This is a genomic window from Oricola sp., from assembly GCF_965230365.1.
GTDB lineage: Bacteria > Pseudomonadota > Alphaproteobacteria > Rhizobiales > Rhizobiaceae > Oricola.
This window is the reverse complement of the sequence record NZ_OZ246003.1, coordinates 2,061,484-2,082,036: the sequence shown is the minus strand read 5'-3', so window position 1 is coordinate 2,082,036 and position 20,553 is coordinate 2,061,484. Positions and strand designations below refer to the sequence as shown.

Below are 20,553 nucleotides of genomic sequence, written 5' to 3'. Positions count from 1 at the left end.
CGATGGAACACATTCTGACGCTCAATGCCGGCTCCTCGTCGGTCAAGTTCGCGCTTTTCGAGGCAGACCATGCGGACGATGCGCGCCTGCGCGGCCAGATCGAAGGCCTTGGGGCCACGCCGCATCTGATCGCCAAGGCCGGCGGCGAGACGGTCGCCGATGACGCGCTGTCGCCCGGCGAAACCGCCGATCATGCCGCCGCGCTCGCACATATCCTGGGCTTTCTGGAGGAAAAGGCCGGTGGCGTGCGGCCAGTCGCCATCGGCCACCGGGTTGTGCATGGTGGCCCGCACCATGACGCGCCAGTCGTGCTGGACGACGCCTTGCTCGCCGAACTGGCCGGCTTCAACCCGCTTGCCCCGCTTCACCAGCCGCACAACCTGGCCGCTGTCGCCGCCGCCCGCGCCGCGTTTCCCGACGCCATGCAGGTCGCCTGTTTCGACACCGCCTTTCACCGGGCCCACCCCTGGGTCGCCGACACCTATGCGTTGCCGCAATCCTATTACGAGGAAGGCATTCGCCGTTACGGCTTTCACGGTCTGTCCTATGAGCATGCCGTCGAGACCCTTCAGGCAGTATCGCCGGAGCGCGCCGGCGGCCGGACGATCATCGCCCATCTCGGCAACGGCGCGTCGATGTGCGCCACGCTTGCCGGCAGAAGCGTCGCCTCCTCGATGGGCTTTACCGCGCTCGACGGTCTGCCGATGGGCACACGCTGCGGTCAGCTCGATCCCGGCGTCGTTCTTTATCTGATGACCGAAATGCAGATGGATGTGGCGGCAATCGAGACGCTTCTTTATCGCGAGTCCGGTCTCAAGGGACTTTCGGGCCTGTCGCACGATCTGCGCGTTCTGGAGGCGGCTGCAACGCCGGAAACCGACCACGCGATCGACTATTTCGTCCACCGCATCCGCCGCGAGATCGGCGCCCACGCCGCCATACTCGGCGGCGTCGATCTTCTCGCCTTCAGCGGCGGTATCGGGGAAAACGCCGCGCGCATCCGCCGCCGCGTCTGCGAGAACATGGAATGGCTCGGTATCGAGATCGACGCGGTGCGAAACGCCAATTGCGACGAGCGCATTTCGACCGACAGTTCCGCCGTCGAGGTGCGTATCGTTCGTGCCGACGAAGAACGGGTGATCGCCAACCATTGCCGCCGGTTCCTCTCTCCCGATCCGTCCTGACTGCTGTTGCGAACACGGCACCGGTTGGATGGGCAGCAGTCGCAATCGGCACGTGAACCGAAAATAAATCTGCCTTGGCAGCAACTTAGAATACGCCTGACACTGTTTTCCCGCGTTCATTTATCCACCGCGCCCGAACCTCCCTTATCATTCTCCCCGCCTTCTTTTGGAAGCCGGGTCTAGAACCGACCACCCGGAAGAGGGACGGTGCCTGCTGGGGTGAGGAGTGCTCGCCCGCAGGTCGGTCCATCGGCAACGAACTGTCGATTGGAACGACGAACGCCCGAAGGTGAAGCACGTCCCGCGCAAGCGGGTGAAACGATCCAGTGGAACGTTTCGAGTGCTAAACGCGAAGGGCCTGCGGCGGTGTCAGGTCACTCACCTGGGTGATGAACCCCCACGGCAGGGCGGCATGAAGCGGCGCGCGCAGTCTTGTTTTCCCGGACAAAAAGTTCCGGGCCGCCGACCGAAGCTGCAAGAACGCCGAACGGGCGGTCCGAGGATCGCTATACTCAAAAGACGTTGCGATGCTTTGACCGCCCGTCTTCCAGAATATGAACAATCCGGTCTCGGAAACGGGGCGCGGTGGCGATGGCGTGCGTCAGATCTTGCCGTATCAAAGTGCCATAGCCGACTTGTCAAACCGTGTCGTAACGGCGACAACCGATGGCCGTGACCGAAACCGCCGACCCCTTCATCCATCATCCCGTGCTGCGCGATCTGATCACAGATCCGGAGAGGTCCTTCTTTCGCACCTTCGATCCGGCCTCCCTCGACGCGCAGATGATGGCGCAGGGGTTGCCGGCGACCTGGCGCTACAGCGACGCCGAGCGGGAGGCGATCCGCCGCGAAACGCTGGCCGGGCGGCTGGACAAAGACATCTGGGTCTTCGCCTATGGCTCGCTGATGTGGAATCCCGGTTTCAAGTTCGCCGAAGTGCGGCGCGCCCGGGTGGCCGGCTACGAGCGCCGTTTCTGCCTGAAAGACACGCGCGGCGGCCGTGGCAATCGCGACGCACCGGGCCTGATGGCCGCGCTCGACACCGGCGATCACTGCAACGGCTTGGTGTTTCGTATCGCGGCCGCGTCGGCGGACGCCGAAACCGAAATCCTGTTCCGGCGCGAGATGCTCGCCGGCTCCTATCTGGCGCGTTTCGTGACCGCGGAAACCGATCACGGTCCGGTCGAGGCGGTCGCATTTATCGCCAATCATGACTCGGACTTTATCTGCGACAACATCTCGCGCGACGATGAGGTCCGCTTTATTGCCACGGGTACGGGCCGGCTCGGCTCAAGCCTGGAATATCTGGAAAACCTCGCCGAGCACTTCACCGTCATGAAGATCGACGACGAACATGTGTCGACGCTGCTGGCTGAAGTGCGGGCTTATCGGGCGACCATGGCGTGAGCCGTCTCGCCACCGGCCGGCCGATCTACGCCATCGGCGATGTGCATGGCCGGCGCGACCTGCTTTATGCGCTGCTGGCCGCCATCGAGACCGACGCGGCGGTGTTGGGCGAGCACCCGCTGGTCGTCTTCCTCGGCGATGTCATCGACCGTGGCCCGGAAAGCCGCGAAGCGATGGATCTCGTCATCGACACGCTGGCGCGTTATCCCGGCTCGCGGCTGATCCTCGGCAATCACGAGGATTTCATGCTGCGCTTCATCGAGGGCCGGACGGGCCGCGCCCGCGTGGCGCGCGCCTGGTTCGCCAATGGCGGCGCGGCGACCGTCGCCTCCTATGGCTGCGGCGTGGAAATGGAGATCGATGCCGTCGCCGCGCATATCGCGGGCGAGTTCGCCGGCCATGTCGAGGCGTTGCGCAACGCCGACTGGCTGTTGGAAACCGAAAGCCATGTCTTCGTCCATGCCGGCATCGACCCGGTGATGCCGCTTTCGGCCCAGGACCCGGAGGTTTCCCGCTGGATCAGGCGCGAGTTTCTGGATTGGCCCGAACCGTTCGAAAAAACCGTGGTGCATGGCCACACGCCGACCGAGAGCCTGCTGCCGGAGATCGTCCGTAGCCGCATCGGTGTCGACACCGGCGCGGTGTTTTCTGGCCACCTGACCTGCGCGGTCATCGCCGGCGACAGCCCGCCGCGATTTCTGGCGACACGCGAGAACGGCGCCGTGGCCGTCTCGGAGACAAGGCCGCTTTTACTGTGACTGGCGCGCCGGCCGCTCGCGATCAAGCGCCGCCCGCCGCCTTGCGCCGCTGTTCGCGATCCTCGATCGCGGTGCGCCACAGATAGCTGACTCCGATGAAGAACACGGCGAGCGAGACGAACATGGAGGGGAAGAACAAGAGGATGAACAACTGGCCGGACATGGCGGTTTCTCCCGTTTCAGGCTTTTGCCTGCATTTTTGCCGCGACGTGCCCGCGCTGCATTGCGAGGCGTCAATCTGCAAGTATTCCAAAACCGCATGCCTGCATTGCACAAATTCGGGCTGCACATTTGTGCAATGCAGCATCATTATGCGACTGGAAACGAAGGAGAAGAACAATGGCACGCAACCGTTTCGCCCAGGCGTTCAATCGCTTCGCGCACGCCCTGTCGGGCCCGTCGCGCAACGACGTCGAAAACGACTATCTCAACGGCTCGACCTCGCTTTACGACCTCGAGCGCCGCATGCGCGAAATCGATCGCGGCAAGTTTCGCGGTTTCTAGGCCCCAGCGGCCAGTTCAGCCTCCAGTGTGAAAAAGGGGTGCCCGTTGCGGCGCCCTTTTTTCGTTTGCCGGTCACGCCGGCGCTCCGCCAGCCGTGATCGCGGCGCGATCACATCGTGTCCGGCATGCGCTGGAAACCGGCTTTTCAGGCACCCACATTCTCGGGGCGGACAGAAAACCCGCGGCATGCTCCGTTAAGGGAGAAAACGGTGACGAAAGAGAAGAGAAACGTTCCCGCCCGCGTGGCCTGACCTCCAGCCCGCCTTGTGCGGGAGAAAGGGTGAAGCACATGCCTGCACATCTTCGAAACCTGATCGCCGCCGGTTCGGCAATGCTGGTCGCCGCCCTTGCCGGCCCGGCCCAGGCGCAGACCGTGGACCCCAGCCGCTGTGGTGCCCATGACGACATCCGATCGACGCTGTCCGACCGGTTCGCCGAGAAGCAGACATCGATCGGCGTTATCGGCGATTCGGCAGTGGTCGAAGTTTATGTGTCGACCACCGGCACCTGGACGATCCTGATCACCCGCGCCGACGGCTCCAGCTGCGTCGTGGCGGCAGGCCACTCCTGGGAACAGGTCCCGATCTTGCTCGGTGAGGCCGTTTGATCCACCGCACCGCACCCGGCGTATAGACTGGCATTGGCGCCCATTGGGTCACGCAGTCGTGACAAGTCGTTGCTTGCGGGTTGTGTGCCATCCGGGCGATGTTTCGTCAGCCGCGCCGTCGCAAGCAGGCGGCGCGCCGACAGGACCAACGGTAGAGGAGACCTGTGCCATGTCCAGCCGCCGCAGCCTGCTGCTCGATCTTGCCCGCGTGATGATCAAGCAAGCCAAGCTCCTGAAGCATCAAGGATTAATCGCCGAGGCCCGTTCCATCGCTTTGAGAGCGATCGAACTCAATCATCTCGGCCACGCTGCGATGCGAGCACAACCAGTTGAAATCGCGAGCCTTTCGCGCCGCCGCGGTTAACGCAACGGCATTTTCGCAGCGCCAGTTTCGCGCAAGCATAGGCTGTCTTCAATAGTTGTGTAACCCGGAAATGGAATCGGGAAAATGCGAGACGACATGATGGTCGAAATCACGAAACTGGAACGCATCGCTACCGCCATCCAGCAGCAGGCCGCGCTTCTCAGGCAATCGGGACGCGCCGCGCAAGCCAACGGCATGGAACGCCGCGCCGACGAACTCAGGGCCCTGTCCGGCATTACAGCCGCACCGCATCAGGAACTCTGCCAGAAGGCTGCCTGAGCGCGACACTCATTCGTCTTCCAGCATCTCCTTGACCGTCGTCGCGAGCTGTTTGAGCGAAAACGGCTTCGGCAGGAAGCCGAATTTGGCGTCCTCCGGCAGGTTCTTGGCAAACGCATCCTCGGCATAACCCGAGACGAAGATGAACTTGATGTTCGGATGCGTCTTGCGCAGTTCGGTGAGCAGTGTCGGCCCATCCATTTCGGGCATGACGACGTCGGAAACAACGATATCGACGCCGCCGTCCAGTTCGTCCATGACCTCCAGCGCCTCGATGCCGCTAGACGCCTCATGCACCGTGTAACCGCGAGACGTCAGCGCCCGCACCCCGCCCATGCGCACCGCGTCCTCATCCTCGACAAGGAGCACCGTCGCCGATCCGGACAGATCGCGTGACTTGGCGGCCGCCTCCGGCTCCGGCTTTTCTTCCTGCCGCTCCTTTTCCGTTGCCACGTGACGCGGCAGGAAGATGCGGAACGCCGCCCCGGCACCGGGCTCGGAATCGGCGTAGATGAAGCCACCTGTCTGCTTGACGATCCCATAGACCATCGACAGCCCGAGGCCCGTCCCTTTGCCGACCTCCTTGGTGGTAAAGAACGGCTCGAAGATCTTCTCCAGCACATCCGGCGCGATGCCTGTGCCAGCATCCTGGACCTCGACCAGCACATACTCGCCGGGATCGAAACCGCGATAGCTGAAGGTCTCGCTCTCGGCCATGCCGACATTGCGGGTGCGAATGACAAGATTGCCGCCCTCCGGCATTGCGTCGCGGGCGTTGACAGCCAGGTTGACGATCACCTGTTCGAACTGGCCAAGATCGGCCTTGACCGGCCACAGGTCGCGGCCATGTTCAATTTGAAGGTTGACGCCATTGCCGACCAGCCGCGTCAGCAGCATCCGCAAGTCAGCCAGCACATCGGTCAGCGAAAGCACCTCGGGCCGCAGCGTCTGCCGACGTGAGAACGCCAAGAGCTGCCGGACCAGCGAAGCTGCCCGGTTGGCGTTCTGCTTGATGTTCATGATGTCCGGGAAGGACGGATCGGACGGTCGATGGTTGGCAAGCAACAGGTCGGAAGCCATGATGATTGCCGTCAGCACATTGTTGAAGTCATGCGCGATACCGCCAGCGAGTTGTCCCACCGCTTGCAGCTTCTGGCTTTGCGCCATCTGGTTTTCCAGAGCCTTTTGCTCCGTGGTGTCCATCGCATAGACGATGGCCGCCTCCTCCGCCTCCTGGTCGTCGGCGGACTGGCCCGCCACGGCATTGACGAAGACGCGCAGGTGGCGTTCCTCGCCGCCCGGTGAAAGAATGGTATCGAATGGCTCGATCTTCGCCTGGTTGTTGCGCGCAGCAGCAAATGCCTTCTGGAACCGGTCCCGCGCCGCATCGTCGAGCAGCGCTTCGAAGCGGATGTGACCTTCCACGGCATCGGCTTCGACCACCGACGAGAACAGCGTCATGAACGGCGCGTTGGTGCGCAGCAGGCGCCCATCGTTGTCAAGCGCCGCAATGGCCATCGGCGTCGAGTTGAAGAAGCGGGTAAAGCGCAATTCGGATCCGGTATGGCCGTCGCTGCCGCCGATCTCTTCGGAGCGGTTCAACACGATCGTGCGGGTCGGGCCGGGCTTCCCCTCGCGGTCGGCATGGACGCGATGGATCAATTGCACCGGCACGCCGATGCCGTCGGCCTTCTCCATCTCCAGGTCGATGATTGACGTTCGCGACGATCCCGCCTCGGCGCGCACGGCATTGATCATTGCGATCCCATCGCCGGCCACGATGTCGGAGACCGACAGTGTTCCCGGAGAGAAAGTCGTCAGGTCGACGCCGAGCCAGGTCGCCAGCGTCGCGTTGATATAGAGAAGCCGTCCATCGTCGCCGGCGGAGAAGAAGCCCACGGGCGCCTGATCGAGATGGTCGATCGCCTTTTGCAGTTCGAGGAAGGTCTGCTCCTGGTCGTTGCGTTCCGCGGTGGTGTCGGCAATGCGCCAGACACGCAATGCCGCGTCGCGGCCGGGTACGGTCAGGAAGCGTGTGCTGACACGATACCACCGTGGTTCGCCGACCGACGACAGTAAGCCTCCTTGCAGCCGGAATTCCTCATTCGCCTCGAGCCCGCGAATGACGTTGTTGGCAATCCGGTAGACCGCGTTGGCGGCATCGTCGTGACGCGACAGTACCGCTTCCGGAGCGTTCAGGTCCTCAACCGTGTCAGCGCCGGTCAGCTCGGCATAGGCCCGGTTTGCATAGACGATCGTACCCTTGTCATCGAGCACGCAGACACCCTCGTCGAGCGAGTCGGCGAGACTGCGCCCAATATCAACGGGCCTGCCGGCGCGCGCGACCTGGACAAATCCGATCGCGGAGGCAAACAGGTAGAACACGCCCACCATCGCCAGGATGCCGAGCATGACCAGAAGAAAAGTCTCGTCGAGATTTTCGCGAAAGAGAAACAGGAACGCTGCCGCGCCGAGCGATGCGATGCCGAGAATGACCAGTCTGACCGCGGCTCCCGGTCGCTTGCCATCCTGACCGAGTACATCGAAATCTGCAGCCATCTAAGCGCTTCCGGCTTCCGCCATTTCCCGGTGCTGCCGCATTGCGGCCCCTGATTTGTTCTTGGTTTGAATCACAAACGGGGAATCGGTGGAAGCCCTGCCGGGGAAATTTGTCATTCCCAAGCACCGTTGCTAACACCTTCAGCGATGTTTTCGCGGTTACAATCCCTTCCGGGAGTTCGAAATGCCTGAAATTCTTGACGGCCTCGTGGGCGACCAGTTCGTCGACTATGTGTTCTACGGGTCCGCCGCCGCCGCTCTGCTGATCGTCCTTTGGATGCTTCGGTTCTGGCTCCGGCGTGCACCGCGCAGGGTGTTTGCCGGCCCGCGCACACAGCAACAGCGCCTTGCCATCGTCGACGCAGCCGTCATAGACGAACATCGCCGTATCGTACTTGTCCGGCGCGACGACGTGGAGCATCTCCTGATGATTGGCGGCTACAACGATCTGGTGGTCGAGCGCGACATCGGAAAGGTAATGCCGGTCGCGGTCGCCACGACACCAATGGTCGCCGCTGAGCCCGCCGTTTCGGCACCCGTTGTCGCTGCACCACCGCAAACCGAGCCGCGTGTTGCTGCCCCGATAACCGCCGAGAAACCGACGCCGGCGAAGGACGCCCCGCGCCGATCGCTTGGTTGGTCGGGAAGAAAGGCAACGGACAACAAGTCCGCCGCTGTGGCTGCAGTCGCTGCGGCCGCACCGGCCGTCAGCACCGCCGCCGAGAGCCCGGCGCGCGCAGAACCCGTCGTCGAAATGCCGCCCATGCAGGATGACTGGCAATCCGGCGAAGCCGACAGCCAGACACCTGTCGCCGAAGAGGCTTCTCTGCAGGAAACCGCCGCCGCCGAGCCGGCACCGGCAGAACCGGTCCCGCTGGATCATCAAGCCGATGAACCGGAACCGATTGCGCCTGAAACCGCTGAGCCCAAAGGGGACGGCATGGATGACAAGACGCTGGAGAACGAGATGGAAAAGCTGCTCGGCGAACTTGTCAGCGACAAGTAGAACCCGGCGTCAGCCCTCCAGCGCGGCACGTACGGCGTCGATTGCGGCGGATGCATTGGCGCCATCCGGACCACCTGCCTGCGCCATGTCCGGCCGCCCGCCACCGCCCTTGCCGCCGAGCGCGGCCGAAGCCACACGAACGAGATCGACCGCATTGTAGCGCTCGGTCAGGTCGGAAGTCACCGCCACCACGACGCTGCCCTTGCCGTCTTCTGAAGCGGCGGCCAACGCCACCACGCCACTGCCGACAGACTGCTTTGCATCATCCGCCATCGGCTTGAGATCGCGCGGCGACACGCCGTTGACCACCCGGCCGATGAAACCAACGCCGGCGACACTCTCCGGACCGGAGGCAGCGCCGTCCGACGGACCGGCCAATGCCAGCGCCTTGCGGGCTTCCGTCAATTCGCGCTCCAGCTTGCGGCGTTCCTCAACGAGGCCATCGACACGGGCGACGACGTCGTCGGGACTTGCCTTCAGCGATACGGCTATAGCGCGCACGCGCGCGTCCTGCGTCTCAAGATGCTTGCGTGCCGCATCGCCCGTCAGCGCCTCGATCCGCCGGACACCGGACGCCACCGCCGTTTCGGCCACCACCTCGGCGAGGCCGATTTCGCCGGTTGCGCCCACATGGGTGCCGCCGCACAGTTCAACGGAATAGGTCTTGCCGGCCTTGTCGCCATGCGGTGCCGTGCCCATCGATACAACGCGAACCTCGTCGGCGTATTTTTCGCCGAACAGCGCCATGGCGCCGGTCTCCATGGCATCGTCGAGCGCCATCAGACGGGTCGTGACCGGAGCGTTCTGCAGGATGATTTCGTTGGCGATGTCGCCGACCCGCGCCAACTCCTCCGCCGACATCGGCTTGGGATGCGAGAAGTCGAAGCGCAACCGCTCTTCGGCAACCAGCGAACCCTTCTGTGCCACATGGGTGCCCAGAACCTCGCGCAGCGCCTCGTGAATCAGGTGGGTTGCCGAATGGTTGGCCCTCAGCCGGCTGCGCCGCTGATGATCGATTTCCAGTTCCAGCGCCATGCCAGGCGTCAGACCGCCCTTCGTCACCGTGCCGAAATGGACGAACACGCCATCGGCCTTCTTCTGCACATCAGTAATTTCGATGACGGCGCCCTCGCCGCGCATTGACCCGCGATCGCCCTGCTGGCCGCCGGATTCGCCATAAAACGGCGTCTGGTTCATCACCACCGCGACGTCGTCGCCAGCCTTCGCCTCGGCCACTTCGCCCCCGTTACGGACCAGAGTACAGACCACGCCCTCGGCCTTCTCCTTGTCATAGCCAAGAAATTCGGTCGCGCCATGCCTGTCGCGAATGTCGAACCAGACGGCTTCCGTGGCAGTGTCTCCGGAACCGGTCCACTTGGCCCGCGCTTCGGCACGCTGCCGCTCCATGGCCGCGTTGAAACCATCGACGTCGACGGAGATGTCTTTCTGACGGAGCGCATCCTGCGTCAGGTCGAGCGGGAAGCCATAAGTGTCATAGAGCTTGAACGCGGTCTCGCCCGGGAGCGCGTCGCCCGCCGAAAGCCCGACGCTCGCTTCGTTGAGCAGCGTCAGGCCACGGTCCAGCGTGCGGCGGAAACGCGTTTCCTCAAGATGCAATGTCTCGGTGATCAACGCATTCGCGCGCACCAGTTCCGGATAGGCCTGGCCCATCTCCTGAACGAGATAGGGAACGAGCCGGTGCATGAGCGGATCCTTGACACCGAGCAACTCGGCATGACGCATGGCTCGGCGCATGATCCGGCGCAACACATAGCCGCGTCCCTCATTCGACGGCAGCACCCCATCGGCGATCAGAAAGCTCGTGGCGCGCAGGTGATCGGCGATAACACGGTGACTGGCCTGACGTTCGCCCTCTGCCTTTGTCCCGGTCAGTTCCTCCGATGCGCGGATCAGGTTGCGGAACAGGTCGATGTCGTAATTGTCGTGCTCGCCCTGCAACACGGCGGCGATACGCTCCAGCCCCATGCCGGTGTCGATCGACGGGCGCGGCAGATCGATGCGCTCTTCGGTCGTCACTTGTTCGAACTGCATGAAGACGAGGTTCCAGATCTCGATGAAACGGTCGCCATCCTCGTCCGGGCTGCCGGGAGGGCCGCCGGGAATCGCCGCGCCGTGATCGTAGAAGATCTCCGAACACGGTCCGCAAGGACCGGTCTCGCCCATCGCCCAGAAATTGTCATGCGTCGGAATGCGGATGATCCTGCGGTCATCGAGGCCCGCGATCTTCTTCCACAGGTCGAAGGCATCGTCGTCGGTGTGATAGACGGTGACCAAGAGCTTCCCGGCATCCAGGCCGTACTCGCGCGTGATCAGGTTCCAGGCAAGTTCGATCGCCTGTTCCTTGAAATAGTCGCCGAACGAGAAATTGCCGAGCATCTCGAAAAAGGTGTGGTGGCGCGCGGTGTAGCCGACATTGTCGAGGTCGTTGTGCTTGCCGCCGGCGCGAACGCACTTCTGCGAGGTCACCGCGCGCGAATATCCGCGCTTCTCCAAGCCGGTGAATACGTTCTTGAACTGCACCATGCCCGCATTGGTGAACATCAGCGTCGGATCGTTGTGTGGGACCAGCGAGCTGGAAGCGACGATCTCGTGCCCGTTGCGGCCGAAATAGTCGAGAAATGCCTTGCGGATGTCGTTGACGCTGCTCATGAAAACCTGCCCAAAGATGCGCCGATGGCGCGAAAGCGCGACTGCCATAGCCAATCGCGAGGCGTCCTGTCCAGCCAATCGGACACCAAGGCCCGCCATTCATCGCGCAAGCCAAACAAAAACCGGCCGCTGAGAAGCGACCGGTCCGTTTTCCGCTCACTGCGCGAACGTAGCGGCGCCTAGCCTTCCGCCGCCTCGTCGTCATCACCCTTTTCCTGCTCCAGGAACCGGTCGGCGATCAGGCCGGCATTCTGGCGCAGCGCCAGTTCGATCTCGTCGGCGATGGCGTGGTTTTCACGCAGGAACTGCTTGGCGTTCTCCCGTCCCTGGCCAAGACGCTGACTGTTATAGGAGAACCATGCGCCCGACTTCTCGACGATCCCGGCCTTGACGCCCAGATCGATCAACTCGCCGGTCTTCGAAACGCCTTCGCCATACATGATGTCGAACTCGACCTGCTTGAAGGGCGGCGCCATCTTGTTCTTGACCACCTTGACGCGGGTCTGGTTGCCGACCACCTCGTCGCGGTCCTTGACCGAACCGATGCGGCGAATGTCGAGGCGAACGGAGGAATAAAACTTTAGCGCGTTGCCGCCAGTCGTGGTCTCCGGTGAACCGAACATCACCCCGATCTTCATGCGGATCTGGTTGATGAACACCACCATCGTGTTGGAGCGGGAAATCGACGCGGTCAGCTTGCGCAGCGCCTGGCTCATCAGCCTTGCCTGAAGACCGGGCAGCGAATCACCCATCTCGCCCTCGATCTCGGCGCGCGGCGTCAGCGCGGCGACCGAATCGATCACCAGCACGTCACAGGCTCCCGAACGCACCAGCGTGTCGGCGATTTCGAGCGCCTGCTCGCCGGTATCCGGCTGCGAGATCAGCAGATCCTCCAGCGCCACGCCCAGCTTGCGCGCATAGACCGGGTCGAGCGCGTGTTCGGCATCGACGAATGCGCAAATGCCGCCGTTCTTCTGCGCCTCGGCGACCGTCTGCAGCGCCAGCGTCGTCTTGCCCGAGCTTTCGGGCCCGTAGATCTCGATGATCCGCCCCTTCGGCAAACCACCAATACCCAGCGCGATATCGAGGCCCAGCGAACCGGTCGACACGGTCTCGATCTCGACAACCTGCTCGTTCGCCCCCAACCGCATGATCGAACCCTTGCCAAAGGTCCGTTCGATCTGCGACAGCGCCGCATCCAGTGCTTTTGACTTGTCCACCTGATTGTCCTCGACGAGACGCAAACTGTTCTGAGCCATGAGTTCCCTCACCCTTAGGTTATCGCCGTACGGCGCGCAAACCGAAAAATCCCTGTTCTTTTTGTACGCGATTTGTTCCGTTTTTGCAACGAGCGTAAGTCTATGAATAATAACAGAAATCGAAATTCGTTTTTTGTTTGTTCCGTAAAACGAACTTGGAGTCCTGCGGGACCGTGGGCCGTTTCGTCGGCCAGACGGATTGACGACCGCACGATTCTCCCGGCATTGCGGGACGCAGAACCGGAAACCGACATTTGACGCAAGACACCGGCATATCAGGATACGAGCTTCTCGGCATCGGCGGCGCTCACAACGACCGCATCGGTCGGACGACCGGTGCGCACAGGTCGGGCGTCTCCAATCCGGGAAACCTGCACGCCACGGTCGGCGGCGGCGTTGTCAATGCATTGCGCAATGCCCGACTGCGCGGCGTCGTCAATGTCGCGATCGTTTCGGCGCGCGGCGGCGACATCGACGGTCTTGCGGTCGAAAAGGCGATTGCCGATGCGGGAATTGCCGATCTGTCCGGCGTGTTCCTCGACCGGCGCACCGCAAGCTATACGGCAATCCTCGACCATGACGGCGAGCTTGTCTCCGGGCTGGCGGACATGAGCATCTATGAAGAGGCCCTGCCCCGGCAGTTGCGCCGCCACAATGTCAGCGACGCGATGGCGAGCGCACATTGCCTTCTGATCGATGCGAACCTGCCGGAGCAGGCGTTGGAATTGGTGGCGGCGGCGCATCCCGGTCCGCTCAATGCGATTGCGGTATCGCCGGCCAAAGCGCCGAGGCTGTTTGCGGTCGCTGACCGTTTGGGAACGGTTTTCATGAACCGCAACGAACTTGCGGCCCTGACCGGCGCATTCGAACACCGGACCGCGCTGCACACCCTGCGCAAACGTGGTATCGGCCGCGCCGTCGTTACTGCGGGTGCCGACACGGTGGCCGTTCTCGACGGTACCAGGGTAACGAAAATCAGGGTTCCCGCCATAACCCCGGTCCGCGACGTGACCGGAGCCGGCGATGCTTTGGCGGGGGCCACATTGGCGCGGCTGGCCGCCGATCCGCGGTTGCCGCTGACCGAGGCTGTCCGCGACGGCATAGCCGCCGCCGGGCTCACCATCCAGGCGGCCGGTCCACTCGCCGAAAGCCTGACCGGCCCCGCATTCGAAGCCATTCGTGCGCAGACCGCGATTGTCGAGGAGAGCTGACTTGGTGCACATCAACAAATCCGACGAAGTGAAAGCAGCGCAGGCTGAAGGCGTGCCGCTGGTGGCGCTTGAATCGACCATCATCACCCACGGCATGCCTTATCCAGACAATCTCGACATGGCGCAGACCGTCGAGGCTGACATCCGCGAACGCGGCGCGATGCCGGCGACGATTGCCGTCATCGACGGCGTCCTGCATGTCGGCCTTGCGGAGGAGCAGGCCGAGGCGCTGGCACGTACAAAAGGCGCGGCCAAGCTGTCACGCGCCGATCTGGCGTTTGCGATGGCGCGCGGCATGACCGGCGGAACCACGGTTGCCGCGACCATGATGGCTGCCCATCTCGCCGGCATCCGCGTGTTTGCGACCGGTGGTATCGGCGGCGTCCACCGCGGCGCAGAGGCTAGCTTCGACATCTCGGCGGATCTGGACGAACTGGCGCGCACGCCGGTCACGGTCGTTTGCGCGGGCGCAAAGGCGATCCTCGATGTCGCCAAGACACTGGAGGTACTGGAAACGCGCGGCGTACCGGTGGTCGCTTTCGGCCAGCGTGCCTTCCCCGCCTTCTGGTCGCGCGACTCAGGTCTGACGGCGCCGCTGCGCCTCGACAGCGCCGACGAGATCGCTGCTTTCATGGCCGCGCGCGACGCATTGGCCGAATTCGCGCATGGCGGGCTGCTGGTCGCCAATCCGGTTCCCGCCGATGACGAGATTCCAGCTGGCGAGATGGCGACCGTGATCGCCCAAGCGGTCGTCGAGGCCGAAGCCGCCGGAGTCGTTGGAAAACAAGTCACGCCCTGGTTGCTTGCCCGCATCTTGGAAATCACCGGCGGCCGCAGCCTGGAGACCAATATCGCATTGGTGCGTAACAATGCCCGTCTGGCCGCCGACATCGCGGTCGCCTGCGCGGCGGAGAGCGGCTTCTGATTTTTTGGCGTTTGATGCCAATGGTTTGGCGTGTGACCGATTGCACATCGGCGCGATGCAGCTTCGCCTAGCTTCTCCTCAAAGCCGCAGCGTGACTGCGGATCAAACAGAGGAGACGCAGAAATGTTCGCTGCAACCATCAAGAACACAATCACCGCCATCGCGACCGCCGCGACGCTCGCTTCGACGCTTGCCGTTCCTGCCGCCAATGCCGGTGGCAAGCTGGTGCTCGCCCCGCAGGGACCGAGCCTGTGCGCCACCAAGCCGTGGCTCTGCGAAGGCGGCATCGTTGTCGCACCGCCGGTCGACCCGGGTCCGGTTCTTCCGCCTCCGCCGAAAAAGAAGAAAAAGTCCGGTCTGTCCAAGGACCAGATGCTCGGCCTCGGCATTCTCGGCGGCATCGTGGCCGGCGCTGCAATCGCCAACGCGTCCAAGCCGAAGGAAGTCGTCGTCGTGCCGGGCAACGCGCATCTGCAGTACTGCTACAACCGTTACAAGAGCTACCGCGAGTGGGACAACTCCTGGCAGCCTTACCAGGGCCCGCGCCGCCCCTGCATCTCGCCTTACATGTAAGGCGTTCTCCGGACGGCACCGGCAGTAACCTGCCCCCCCTCCGGTACCGTCCTCCCGGCCCCCGGAAGCTTTCCCGGCTTCCGGGGAGTCGTTTCTGGCATGCTTGACACGCCGTTGATCTGTGCAACCATGCGCGCAAGTCCTCAGACAGGTGCGCAAGGTACCCCGATCACCATGACCTCGTTGAAATCATTCGCACTTTTCGAGCCACTGAGCGACGAACAAGACCAGCGTTATGCCGCGATGGCGCGCACCAGCGAATATGGCGAAAACGAACTCGTGCTCGATTATGACGACGAGAGCCACAATGTGTTTCTCATCAAGTCAGGCCGGGTCCGGGTCATCCTGCGCATTGCTACCGGACGCGAAGTGATTCTCGGCGAGTTCGCCGATCTGGAGTTTTTCGGCGAGCTGGCGGCCATCGACGGAACGACCCGTTCCGCCAATGTTACAGCGATGGTCAACACCAGCGTGATGACGCTGCCGCAAAGCGTCTTCCTGGAGATCCTCAGGGAGAACCCCGAAGTCGCGTTGCAGCTGATGCGTTCGATGTCGTCGCTGATCCGATCGCTCAACACCCGGCTTGCGGAGCACGCCTTCCTGCCGGCCAAGTACCGGCTCTACTCGGAACTGATCAGGCTTTCCAAGCCGCGCAAGGGCCCGGCTGCCGGCCAGCGCATCATCTCGCCGCCCCCGATCCAGCTTGAGCTCGCGGAGCGCATCGGCTGCAGGCGCGAGGTGGTCAGCCGCGAGATCGCCCGCATGGAGCGCGAGAACATCGTCGAACGCTCGCGCGGCGGGTTGATCCTCGCCGATATGCCGGAACTGAACCGCCGCCTGTCGGAAGGCTGGAACGCCGGCAGCGACTGAACCGGACAACAGGTTTCCTGACTTTTCTGGACGCCCGCATGACGGCACTTTGCTGGCCGAGGGCGATCTTTCGCGCTTGGCTGGCAATTTGGAAGCGGCGGGTGTTGAGATGTAGATGCGCTGTCGAAACCGCCGCAGGAAATCGCAAAGACTTGGCTGATGGGCGGCGGCGATGGCCCGGGCCGGTCCGGGCGGATGCCGCCCGGCATATTTTCGATCAGAAGAGGAAGCGCTCGGCGCTGGCCATGACCAGTTCGCCGCTGACAACCCTTGGGCCGGTCTCGCTGATCACCGCTTCCGCGTAGAGGTTGCCGGTGCGGTCGAGCTGCCAATCGATGGAAACGCGTGCATCACGTCCGCCGCCCTGCACTTCCAGGCACTGCGCAACGGCAACCGGAAAGGAATCGATGTCGCGGATACGGGTTTCAACGTCAGCTTCGCAGGACTGGACCGAAGAATACTGGCGCACCGGCTCGGGCATTTCACGGCAGACCATCATCGAATGGTCGCATCCCAGCATCAGCATAACGGCGATAATCGGTTCCATCTCACTCACTCCTCTTCAGGACATGAGCTGAACCTACAGACCGATGCGCCCGGCCACTGTGTATTCGGTCACAGGAGCGCCCGGCGCGTTTCGCCGGGCTGCTGGCGCCGTTATTCGACGTCCTCTATGTCTTCACCGCCGCCATGCACCTTGTGGGCAAGCGCGGCTTCCATGAACGGGTCAAGCGCGCCGTCCAGCACATCGGAAGGCGCGGTCGATTCCACGCCGGTGCGCAGGTCCTTCACCAACTGGTAGGGCTGCAGCACATAGGAGCGGATCTGGTGGCCCCAGCCGATATCGGCCTTGTTGTCATGCGCCGACTGGGCCGCTTCCTCGCGCTTCTTAAGCTCCATGTCGTAGAGCCGTGCCCTGAGTGCCTTCATGGCGTTGGCACGGTTCTGGTGCTGCGACTTCTCCGAGGAAGTCACCACGATGCCGGTCGGCAGGTGGGTGATCCGCACAGCCGAGTCCGTCGTGTTGACGTGCTGGCCGCCTGCGCCTGACGAGCGATATGTGTCGATACGGATATCCTTGTCCTGGATATCGACCTCGATGTTGTCGTCGATAACCGGATAGACGCCGACCGAGGAAAACGAGGTGTGCCGCCGCGCGTTGGAATCGTAAGGCGAGATGCGCACCAGCCGGTGCACGCCAGATTCGGTCTTCAGCCAGCCATGCGCGTTGTGGCCCTTGACGAGAATGGTTGCCGACTTGATGCCGGCTTCATCGCCCGAAGAGTACTCCTGCAGCTCGACCTTGAAGCCGTGACCCTCGGCCCATCGGGTATACATCCGCAACAGCATTTGCGCCCAGTCCTGGCTCTCGGTCCCGCCGGCGCCGGAATGAATCTCGACAAAGGTGTCGTTCGGATCGGCCTCGCCTGACAGCAACGCCTCGATCGACGCCTTGTCGACGGCGTCCTGCAGATCGCGGATCGCCTTTTCGGCCTCCTCGATCGTTTCGGTATCGCCCTCTTCCTCGCCAAGACCGATCAGTTCGACATTGTCCTCCAGCGACTGGTCGAATCCGCCTATCGCATTGACCATGTCGTCAAGGCGCTGGCGCTCCTGCATCAGCTTCTGGGCTTCGCCGGCATCGTTCCAGAGATCGGGGTCTTCGGCGCGGGAATTCAGGTATTCGAGGCGTTTAAGTGACTGTTCCCAGTCAAAGATGCCTCCTCAGCAGGGCGATTGCCTGCTTGATTTCGTCGACAAGCGTCGCGGTTTCGGCGCGCATATTCATCCTCGAGATTCTGAAACACATGTAACGGCGCGGATGTAAGGGCCCCGCGCCACGCTGTAAAGACCGCGGAGTTGCTAGAACAACCCGCCGCGTCCGCTCTGGATGGCTTCCTGGGCACGCGGCGAGATGCGGCGCTGTTCCTCGGCCTGGATGGCGACCGTCTCTATGCCGATGACCTGGTAGGAATCAGCCGGTCCAGTGCCCGGTTTGAACGCCTCGAGGATGGTATCGCCCTCGAAAGCGCGCATGCCGGTCGCGCGGTCGATCTCGACCACCAGCATGCCTTGCGGCAGCCGGAAGTCGGCAAGCGGCGCATCGCCCAGCGCATTGGCCATATATTCCTTGAATACCGGCGCGGCCAATTGCCCGCCTGTCGAACCGCGGCCCATCGGCTTGGGCTGGTCGAAACCGATATAGACCCCGGTGACCATGTTCGGCGTAAAACCGATGAACCAGGCGTCCTTTTCCTCGTTGGTGGTTCCGGTCTTGCCGGCGATCGGCCGGCCGAGATCGCGCAGCGAAGTCGCGGTGCCCCGCTGCACCACGCCTTCCATCATCGAAGTGATCTGGAAAGCGGTCATCGGATCGAGCACCTGATCGCGGTTGTCGATCAGCTCAGGTTCTTCCTGACCATACCATTGCGGCGCGCTGCAGCCTTCGCAGACACGCTGATCATGCTTGTAGACGGTCCGGCCGTAGCGGTCCTGCACGCGGTCGATCAGCGACGGCTGGATTGCGCGGCCGCCATTGGCCATCACCGAATAGGCTGAAACCATGCGCAGCACCGTCGTTTCGCCCGAGCCCAGCGACATCGCCAGCACCGGATTCATGTCATCATAGACACCGAAGCGCTCGGCGTATTCGGCGACCAGATTCATGCCCATGTCCTGGGCCAGGCGAACCGTCATCAGGTTGCGCGATTTCTCGATGCCGAGCCGCAGCGTCGACGGACCGGCGAAACCGCCGCCATAGTTCTTCGGCTCCCAAACCTCGCCGCCGGATACGATGCTAATCGGCGCATCCATGACAACGGATGCCGGCGTGTAGCCATTATCGAGCGCGGCGGCATAGACGAAGGGTTTGAACGACGAACCGGGTTGCCGATAGGCCTGTGTGGCGCGGTTGAACTGCGACTGCGAATAGGAAAACCCTCCAGCCATGGCGAGAACGCGCCCGGTATTGGGGTCCATCGAAACCAACGCACCTGAGACTGCCGGTACCTGTTGCAGTTCATAGCCGTCTTCGCCGACCTCGGCGACATATACGACATCGCCCGGCGCCAGTACCTTGTCGAGGGTTTTGACCTTGCTGGTCCTGCCGTCGTTGTTTCTCAGAAAAGCCCATTCTGCGGCGGCCCGGGGCAACCTGACGATATCGCGGTCGGGCTTGACCTCGCCGGACAGTTCGCGGGCCGGCTGGAGGCCGAGTTCCGCGCTATCCTCGCCGGCCGCAAGCACGACCGCCAGCCGCCATTCGGGCACATCGGACATGCGATCGACCTCCGCGAGCGCAAGCCCCCAGTCGCCGTCCGGCGAAATCGTCGCGACCGGGCCGCGATAGCCGCGCTTGCGGTCATAGGAAATCAGTCCATTGTGCAGCGCCCTGCGGGCGATCACCTGCAGGCCGGGGTCGAGTGTCGTGCGCACCGACAATCCACCCTCATAGAGCGCATCGTCGCCATAGCGTTCAATGATCTCCTTGCGGACTTCCTCGGTGAAATACTCCGCGGCGAACACATAGGCGCCCGACCGCCTGAAGTTCACGCCAAGCGGCTTCTCCTTGGCCGCGGCCGCTTCCTCCTGCGCCACGTAGCCGTTTTCAACCATCCGGTCGATGATCCAGTTCCGGCGGCTCAGCGCCGCTTCGGTATCGTCGAAGGGATGATAGTTAGACGGCGCCTTGGGAAGCGCGGCCAGATAGGCGGCTTCGTGGATACTCAGTTCGTTGACCGATTTGCCGAAATAGGTCAGCGCCGCCCCGGCGATGCCGTAGGCGCCCGAACCGAAAAAGATCTCGTTGAGATAGAGTTCGAGAATGCGGTCCTTGGAATAGGCCTGCTCGATGCGGAACGACAGGATGGCTTCGCGAATCTTGCGGTCGACCGTCCGATCGTTGGTCAACAGGAAGTTCTTCGCCACCTGCTGGGTGATCGTCGAGGCGCCGACCAGCCGACGACCGCTGGTGAAATTTTCCAGATTCGTGATCATGGCGCGGACGAGCGCCAGGAAATCGACCCCCTGGTGGCTGTAGAAGTTCTTGTCCTCGGCCGACAGGAACGCTGCCTTGACACGGTCGGGAACCGCCTGGATCGGCAGGTAGAGCCGCCTCTGGCGCGCAAACTCGCCCATCAACTGTCCGTCGGATGAATAGAACCGGGTGGTCACCGGTGGCTCGTACTGCGCCAGCACCTCGTAATTCGGCAAATCCTTCGTCAGATCGCCGACATAGATGACAACCGCGGCCGCAACCACAAGGAACAGGACGGTTCCGATTCCGAATAAGTATCCGATCAGTCGAAGCATATTTCCACTTTCTCGTGCCGGTCGTCGAGCTGTGCCAATCGCAGATTACAAGAGTCGGGCCGGCGG

19 protein-coding genes are annotated in these 20,553 nt (G+C 62.9%); 12 read left to right on the top strand and 7 right to left on the bottom strand.

From position 1 onward, the window contains the following. The first annotated feature begins 2 nt into the window (after positions 1–2). The 3 genes from ACO06R_RS09995 to ACO06R_RS09985 all read left to right on the top strand — a co-directional run bounded on the left by ACO06R_RS09995 (position 3) and on the right by ACO06R_RS09985 (position 3,349). Entirely contained in the window at positions 3–1,184 is a 1,182-nt protein-coding gene (locus ACO06R_RS09995; protein ID WP_421848823.1) for an acetate/propionate family kinase, read from the top strand. Positions 1,185–1,850: 666 nt separating this feature from the next. Then, positions 1,851–2,591 carry a gamma-glutamylcyclotransferase gene (locus tag ACO06R_RS09990; RefSeq protein ID WP_421848820.1) on the top strand — a complete coding sequence of 247 codons (741 nt, stop codon included), beginning with the start codon at positions 1,851–1,853 and terminating at the stop codon, positions 2,589–2,591. After that, positions 2,588–3,349, top strand: a complete 762-nt coding sequence (locus tag ACO06R_RS09985; protein ID WP_421848817.1) for a metallophosphoesterase family protein — start codon at positions 2,588–2,590, stop codon at positions 3,347–3,349. The genes ACO06R_RS09990 and ACO06R_RS09985 overlap by 4 nt, the downstream gene beginning before the upstream one ends. A 22-nt stretch (positions 3,350–3,371) precedes the next feature. Here ACO06R_RS09985 and ACO06R_RS09980 read toward each other — a convergent pair whose 3' ends face one another. After that, a complete protein-coding gene (locus ACO06R_RS09980; protein WP_421848815.1) occupies positions 3,372–3,512 on the bottom strand; it encodes a hypothetical protein in 141 nt (46 codons plus the stop codon). A 176-nt stretch (positions 3,513–3,688) separates the two neighbouring features. On the opposite strand from ACO06R_RS09980, the gene ACO06R_RS09975 reads away from it, so the two are divergent. The 4 genes from ACO06R_RS09975 (at position 3,689) to ACO06R_RS09960 (ending at position 5,103) form a co-directional block, all read left to right on the top strand. After that, the gene (locus tag ACO06R_RS09975; protein WP_421848812.1) at positions 3,689–3,853 is read left to right on the top strand and encodes a DUF3563 family protein; all 165 of its coding nucleotides are present in this window, start codon (positions 3,689–3,691) and stop codon (positions 3,851–3,853) included. Positions 3,854–4,142: 289 nt separating this feature from the next. Beyond that, entirely contained in the window at positions 4,143–4,460 is a 318-nt protein-coding gene (locus ACO06R_RS09970) for a hypothetical protein (protein ID WP_421848809.1), read from the top strand. A gap of 169 nt (positions 4,461–4,629) precedes the next feature. Next, positions 4,630–4,824 (top strand): hypothetical protein, encoded by a 195-nt coding sequence (locus ACO06R_RS09965; RefSeq protein WP_421848806.1) that lies wholly within the window; start codon positions 4,630–4,632, stop codon positions 4,822–4,824. Positions 4,825–4,908: 84 nt separating this feature from the next. Beyond that, the gene (locus ACO06R_RS09960) at positions 4,909–5,103 is read left to right on the top strand and encodes a hypothetical protein (RefSeq protein ID WP_421848804.1); all 195 of its coding nucleotides are present in this window, start codon (positions 4,909–4,911) and stop codon (positions 5,101–5,103) included. A 9-nt stretch (positions 5,104–5,112) separates the two neighbouring features. On the opposite strand, the gene cckA is transcribed toward ACO06R_RS09960, so the two are convergent. Then, on the bottom strand, positions 5,113–7,662 hold the full coding sequence (gene cckA, locus ACO06R_RS09955) for a cell cycle histidine kinase CckA (protein ID WP_421848801.1): 2,550 nt from the start codon (positions 7,660–7,662) through the stop codon (positions 5,113–5,115). A gap of 184 nt (positions 7,663–7,846) precedes the next feature. Between cckA and ACO06R_RS09950 the strand changes: the two genes are divergently transcribed. Continuing rightward, positions 7,847–8,668, top strand: coding sequence for a hypothetical protein (locus tag ACO06R_RS09950; protein WP_421848798.1), 822 nt, complete (start codon positions 7,847–7,849; stop codon positions 8,666–8,668). Positions 8,669–8,677: 9 nt separating this feature from the next. On the opposite strand, the gene alaS is transcribed toward ACO06R_RS09950, so the two are convergent. Further along, positions 8,678–11,338 carry an alanine--tRNA ligase gene (gene alaS, locus ACO06R_RS09945; RefSeq protein WP_421848795.1) on the bottom strand — a complete coding sequence of 887 codons (2,661 nt, stop codon included), beginning with the start codon at positions 11,336–11,338 and terminating at the stop codon, positions 8,678–8,680. A 179-nt stretch (positions 11,339–11,517) separates the two neighbouring features. Beyond that, entirely contained in the window at positions 11,518–12,597 is a 1,080-nt protein-coding gene (gene recA, locus ACO06R_RS09940) for a recombinase RecA (protein WP_421848792.1), read from the bottom strand. A gap of 254 nt (positions 12,598–12,851) precedes the next feature. Between recA and ACO06R_RS09935 the strand changes: the two genes are divergently transcribed. From ACO06R_RS09935 to ACO06R_RS09920, 4 genes are all read left to right on the top strand, one after another. Continuing rightward, a complete protein-coding gene (locus ACO06R_RS09935; protein ID WP_421848789.1) occupies positions 12,852–13,808 on the top strand; it encodes a carbohydrate kinase family protein in 957 nt (318 codons plus the stop codon). A 4-nt stretch (positions 13,809–13,812) separates the two neighbouring features. After that, positions 13,813–14,733 carry a pseudouridine-5'-phosphate glycosidase gene (locus tag ACO06R_RS09930; RefSeq protein ID WP_421859327.1) on the top strand — a complete coding sequence of 307 codons (921 nt, stop codon included), beginning with the start codon at positions 13,813–13,815 and terminating at the stop codon, positions 14,731–14,733. 123 nt (positions 14,734–14,856) lie between these two features. Beyond that, complete coding sequence (locus ACO06R_RS09925; RefSeq protein WP_421848786.1) at positions 14,857–15,306, top strand: BA14K family protein; 450 nt, start codon at positions 14,857–14,859, stop codon at positions 15,304–15,306. Between the two features lie 99 nt (positions 15,307–15,405). Then, positions 15,406–16,176, top strand: a complete 771-nt coding sequence (locus tag ACO06R_RS09920; protein ID WP_421848783.1) for a Crp/Fnr family transcriptional regulator — start codon at positions 15,406–15,408, stop codon at positions 16,174–16,176. 217 nt (positions 16,177–16,393) lie between these two features. Here the strand turns inward: ACO06R_RS09920 and ACO06R_RS09915 are convergent, their stop codons facing one another. The 3 genes from ACO06R_RS09915 to ACO06R_RS09905 all read right to left on the bottom strand — a co-directional run bounded on the left by ACO06R_RS09915 (position 16,394) and on the right by ACO06R_RS09905 (position 20,487). Further along, complete coding sequence (locus ACO06R_RS09915; RefSeq protein WP_421848780.1) at positions 16,394–16,723, bottom strand: hypothetical protein; 330 nt, start codon at positions 16,721–16,723, stop codon at positions 16,394–16,396. Between the two features lie 110 nt (positions 16,724–16,833). Further along, positions 16,834–17,959, bottom strand: a protein-coding gene (gene prfB / locus ACO06R_RS09910) for a peptide chain release factor 2 (RefSeq protein WP_421848776.1) whose coding sequence is annotated in 2 segments (ribosomal slippage) — positions 16,834–17,889 and positions 17,891–17,959 — 1,125 coding nt in all. Because the reading frame shifts where the segments join, the coding sequence is not laid out codon by codon here. An 80-nt stretch (positions 17,960–18,039) separates the two neighbouring features. Further along, on the bottom strand, positions 18,040–20,487 hold the full coding sequence (locus ACO06R_RS09905; RefSeq protein ID WP_421848772.1) for a penicillin-binding protein 1A: 2,448 nt from the start codon (positions 20,485–20,487) through the stop codon (positions 18,040–18,042). Positions 20,488–20,553: the final 66 nt, after the last annotated feature.

Coding starts and splice junctions, on each gene's coding strand:
- ACO06R_RS09925 (WP_421848786.1), top strand. CDS start 14,857: ATGTTCGCTGCAACCATCAAGAACACAATCACCGCCATCGCGACCGCC.
- ACO06R_RS09950 (WP_421848798.1), top strand. CDS start 7,847: ATGCCTGAAATTCTTGACGGCCTCGTGGGCGACCAGTTCGTCGACTAT.
- ACO06R_RS09905 (WP_421848772.1), bottom strand. CDS start 20,487: ATGCTTCGACTGATCGGATACTTATTCGGAATCGGAACCGTCCTGTTC.
- ACO06R_RS09920 (WP_421848783.1), top strand. CDS start 15,406: ATGCTTGACACGCCGTTGATCTGTGCAACCATGCGCGCAAGTCCTCAG.
- ACO06R_RS09915 (WP_421848780.1), bottom strand. CDS start 16,723: ATGGAACCGATTATCGCCGTTATGCTGATGCTGGGATGCGACCATTCG.
- cckA (WP_421848801.1), bottom strand. CDS start 7,662: ATGGCTGCAGATTTCGATGTACTCGGTCAGGATGGCAAGCGACCGGGA.
- ACO06R_RS09975 (WP_421848812.1), top strand. CDS start 3,689: ATGGCACGCAACCGTTTCGCCCAGGCGTTCAATCGCTTCGCGCACGCC.
- ACO06R_RS09995 (WP_421848823.1), top strand. CDS start 3: ATGGAACACATTCTGACGCTCAATGCCGGCTCCTCGTCGGTCAAGTTC.
- alaS (WP_421848795.1), bottom strand. CDS start 11,338: ATGAGCAGCGTCAACGACATCCGCAAGGCATTTCTCGACTATTTCGGC.
- ACO06R_RS09990 (WP_421848820.1), top strand. CDS start 1,851: ATGGCCGTGACCGAAACCGCCGACCCCTTCATCCATCATCCCGTGCTG.
- ACO06R_RS09960 (WP_421848804.1), top strand. CDS start 4,909: ATGCGAGACGACATGATGGTCGAAATCACGAAACTGGAACGCATCGCT.
- ACO06R_RS09980 (WP_421848815.1), bottom strand. CDS start 3,512: ATGTCCGGCCAGTTGTTCATCCTCTTGTTCTTCCCCTCCATGTTCGTC.
- ACO06R_RS09970 (WP_421848809.1), top strand. CDS start 4,143: ATGCCTGCACATCTTCGAAACCTGATCGCCGCCGGTTCGGCAATGCTG.
- ACO06R_RS09965 (WP_421848806.1), top strand. CDS start 4,630: ATGTCCAGCCGCCGCAGCCTGCTGCTCGATCTTGCCCGCGTGATGATC.
- recA (WP_421848792.1), bottom strand. CDS start 12,597: ATGGCTCAGAACAGTTTGCGTCTCGTCGAGGACAATCAGGTGGACAAG.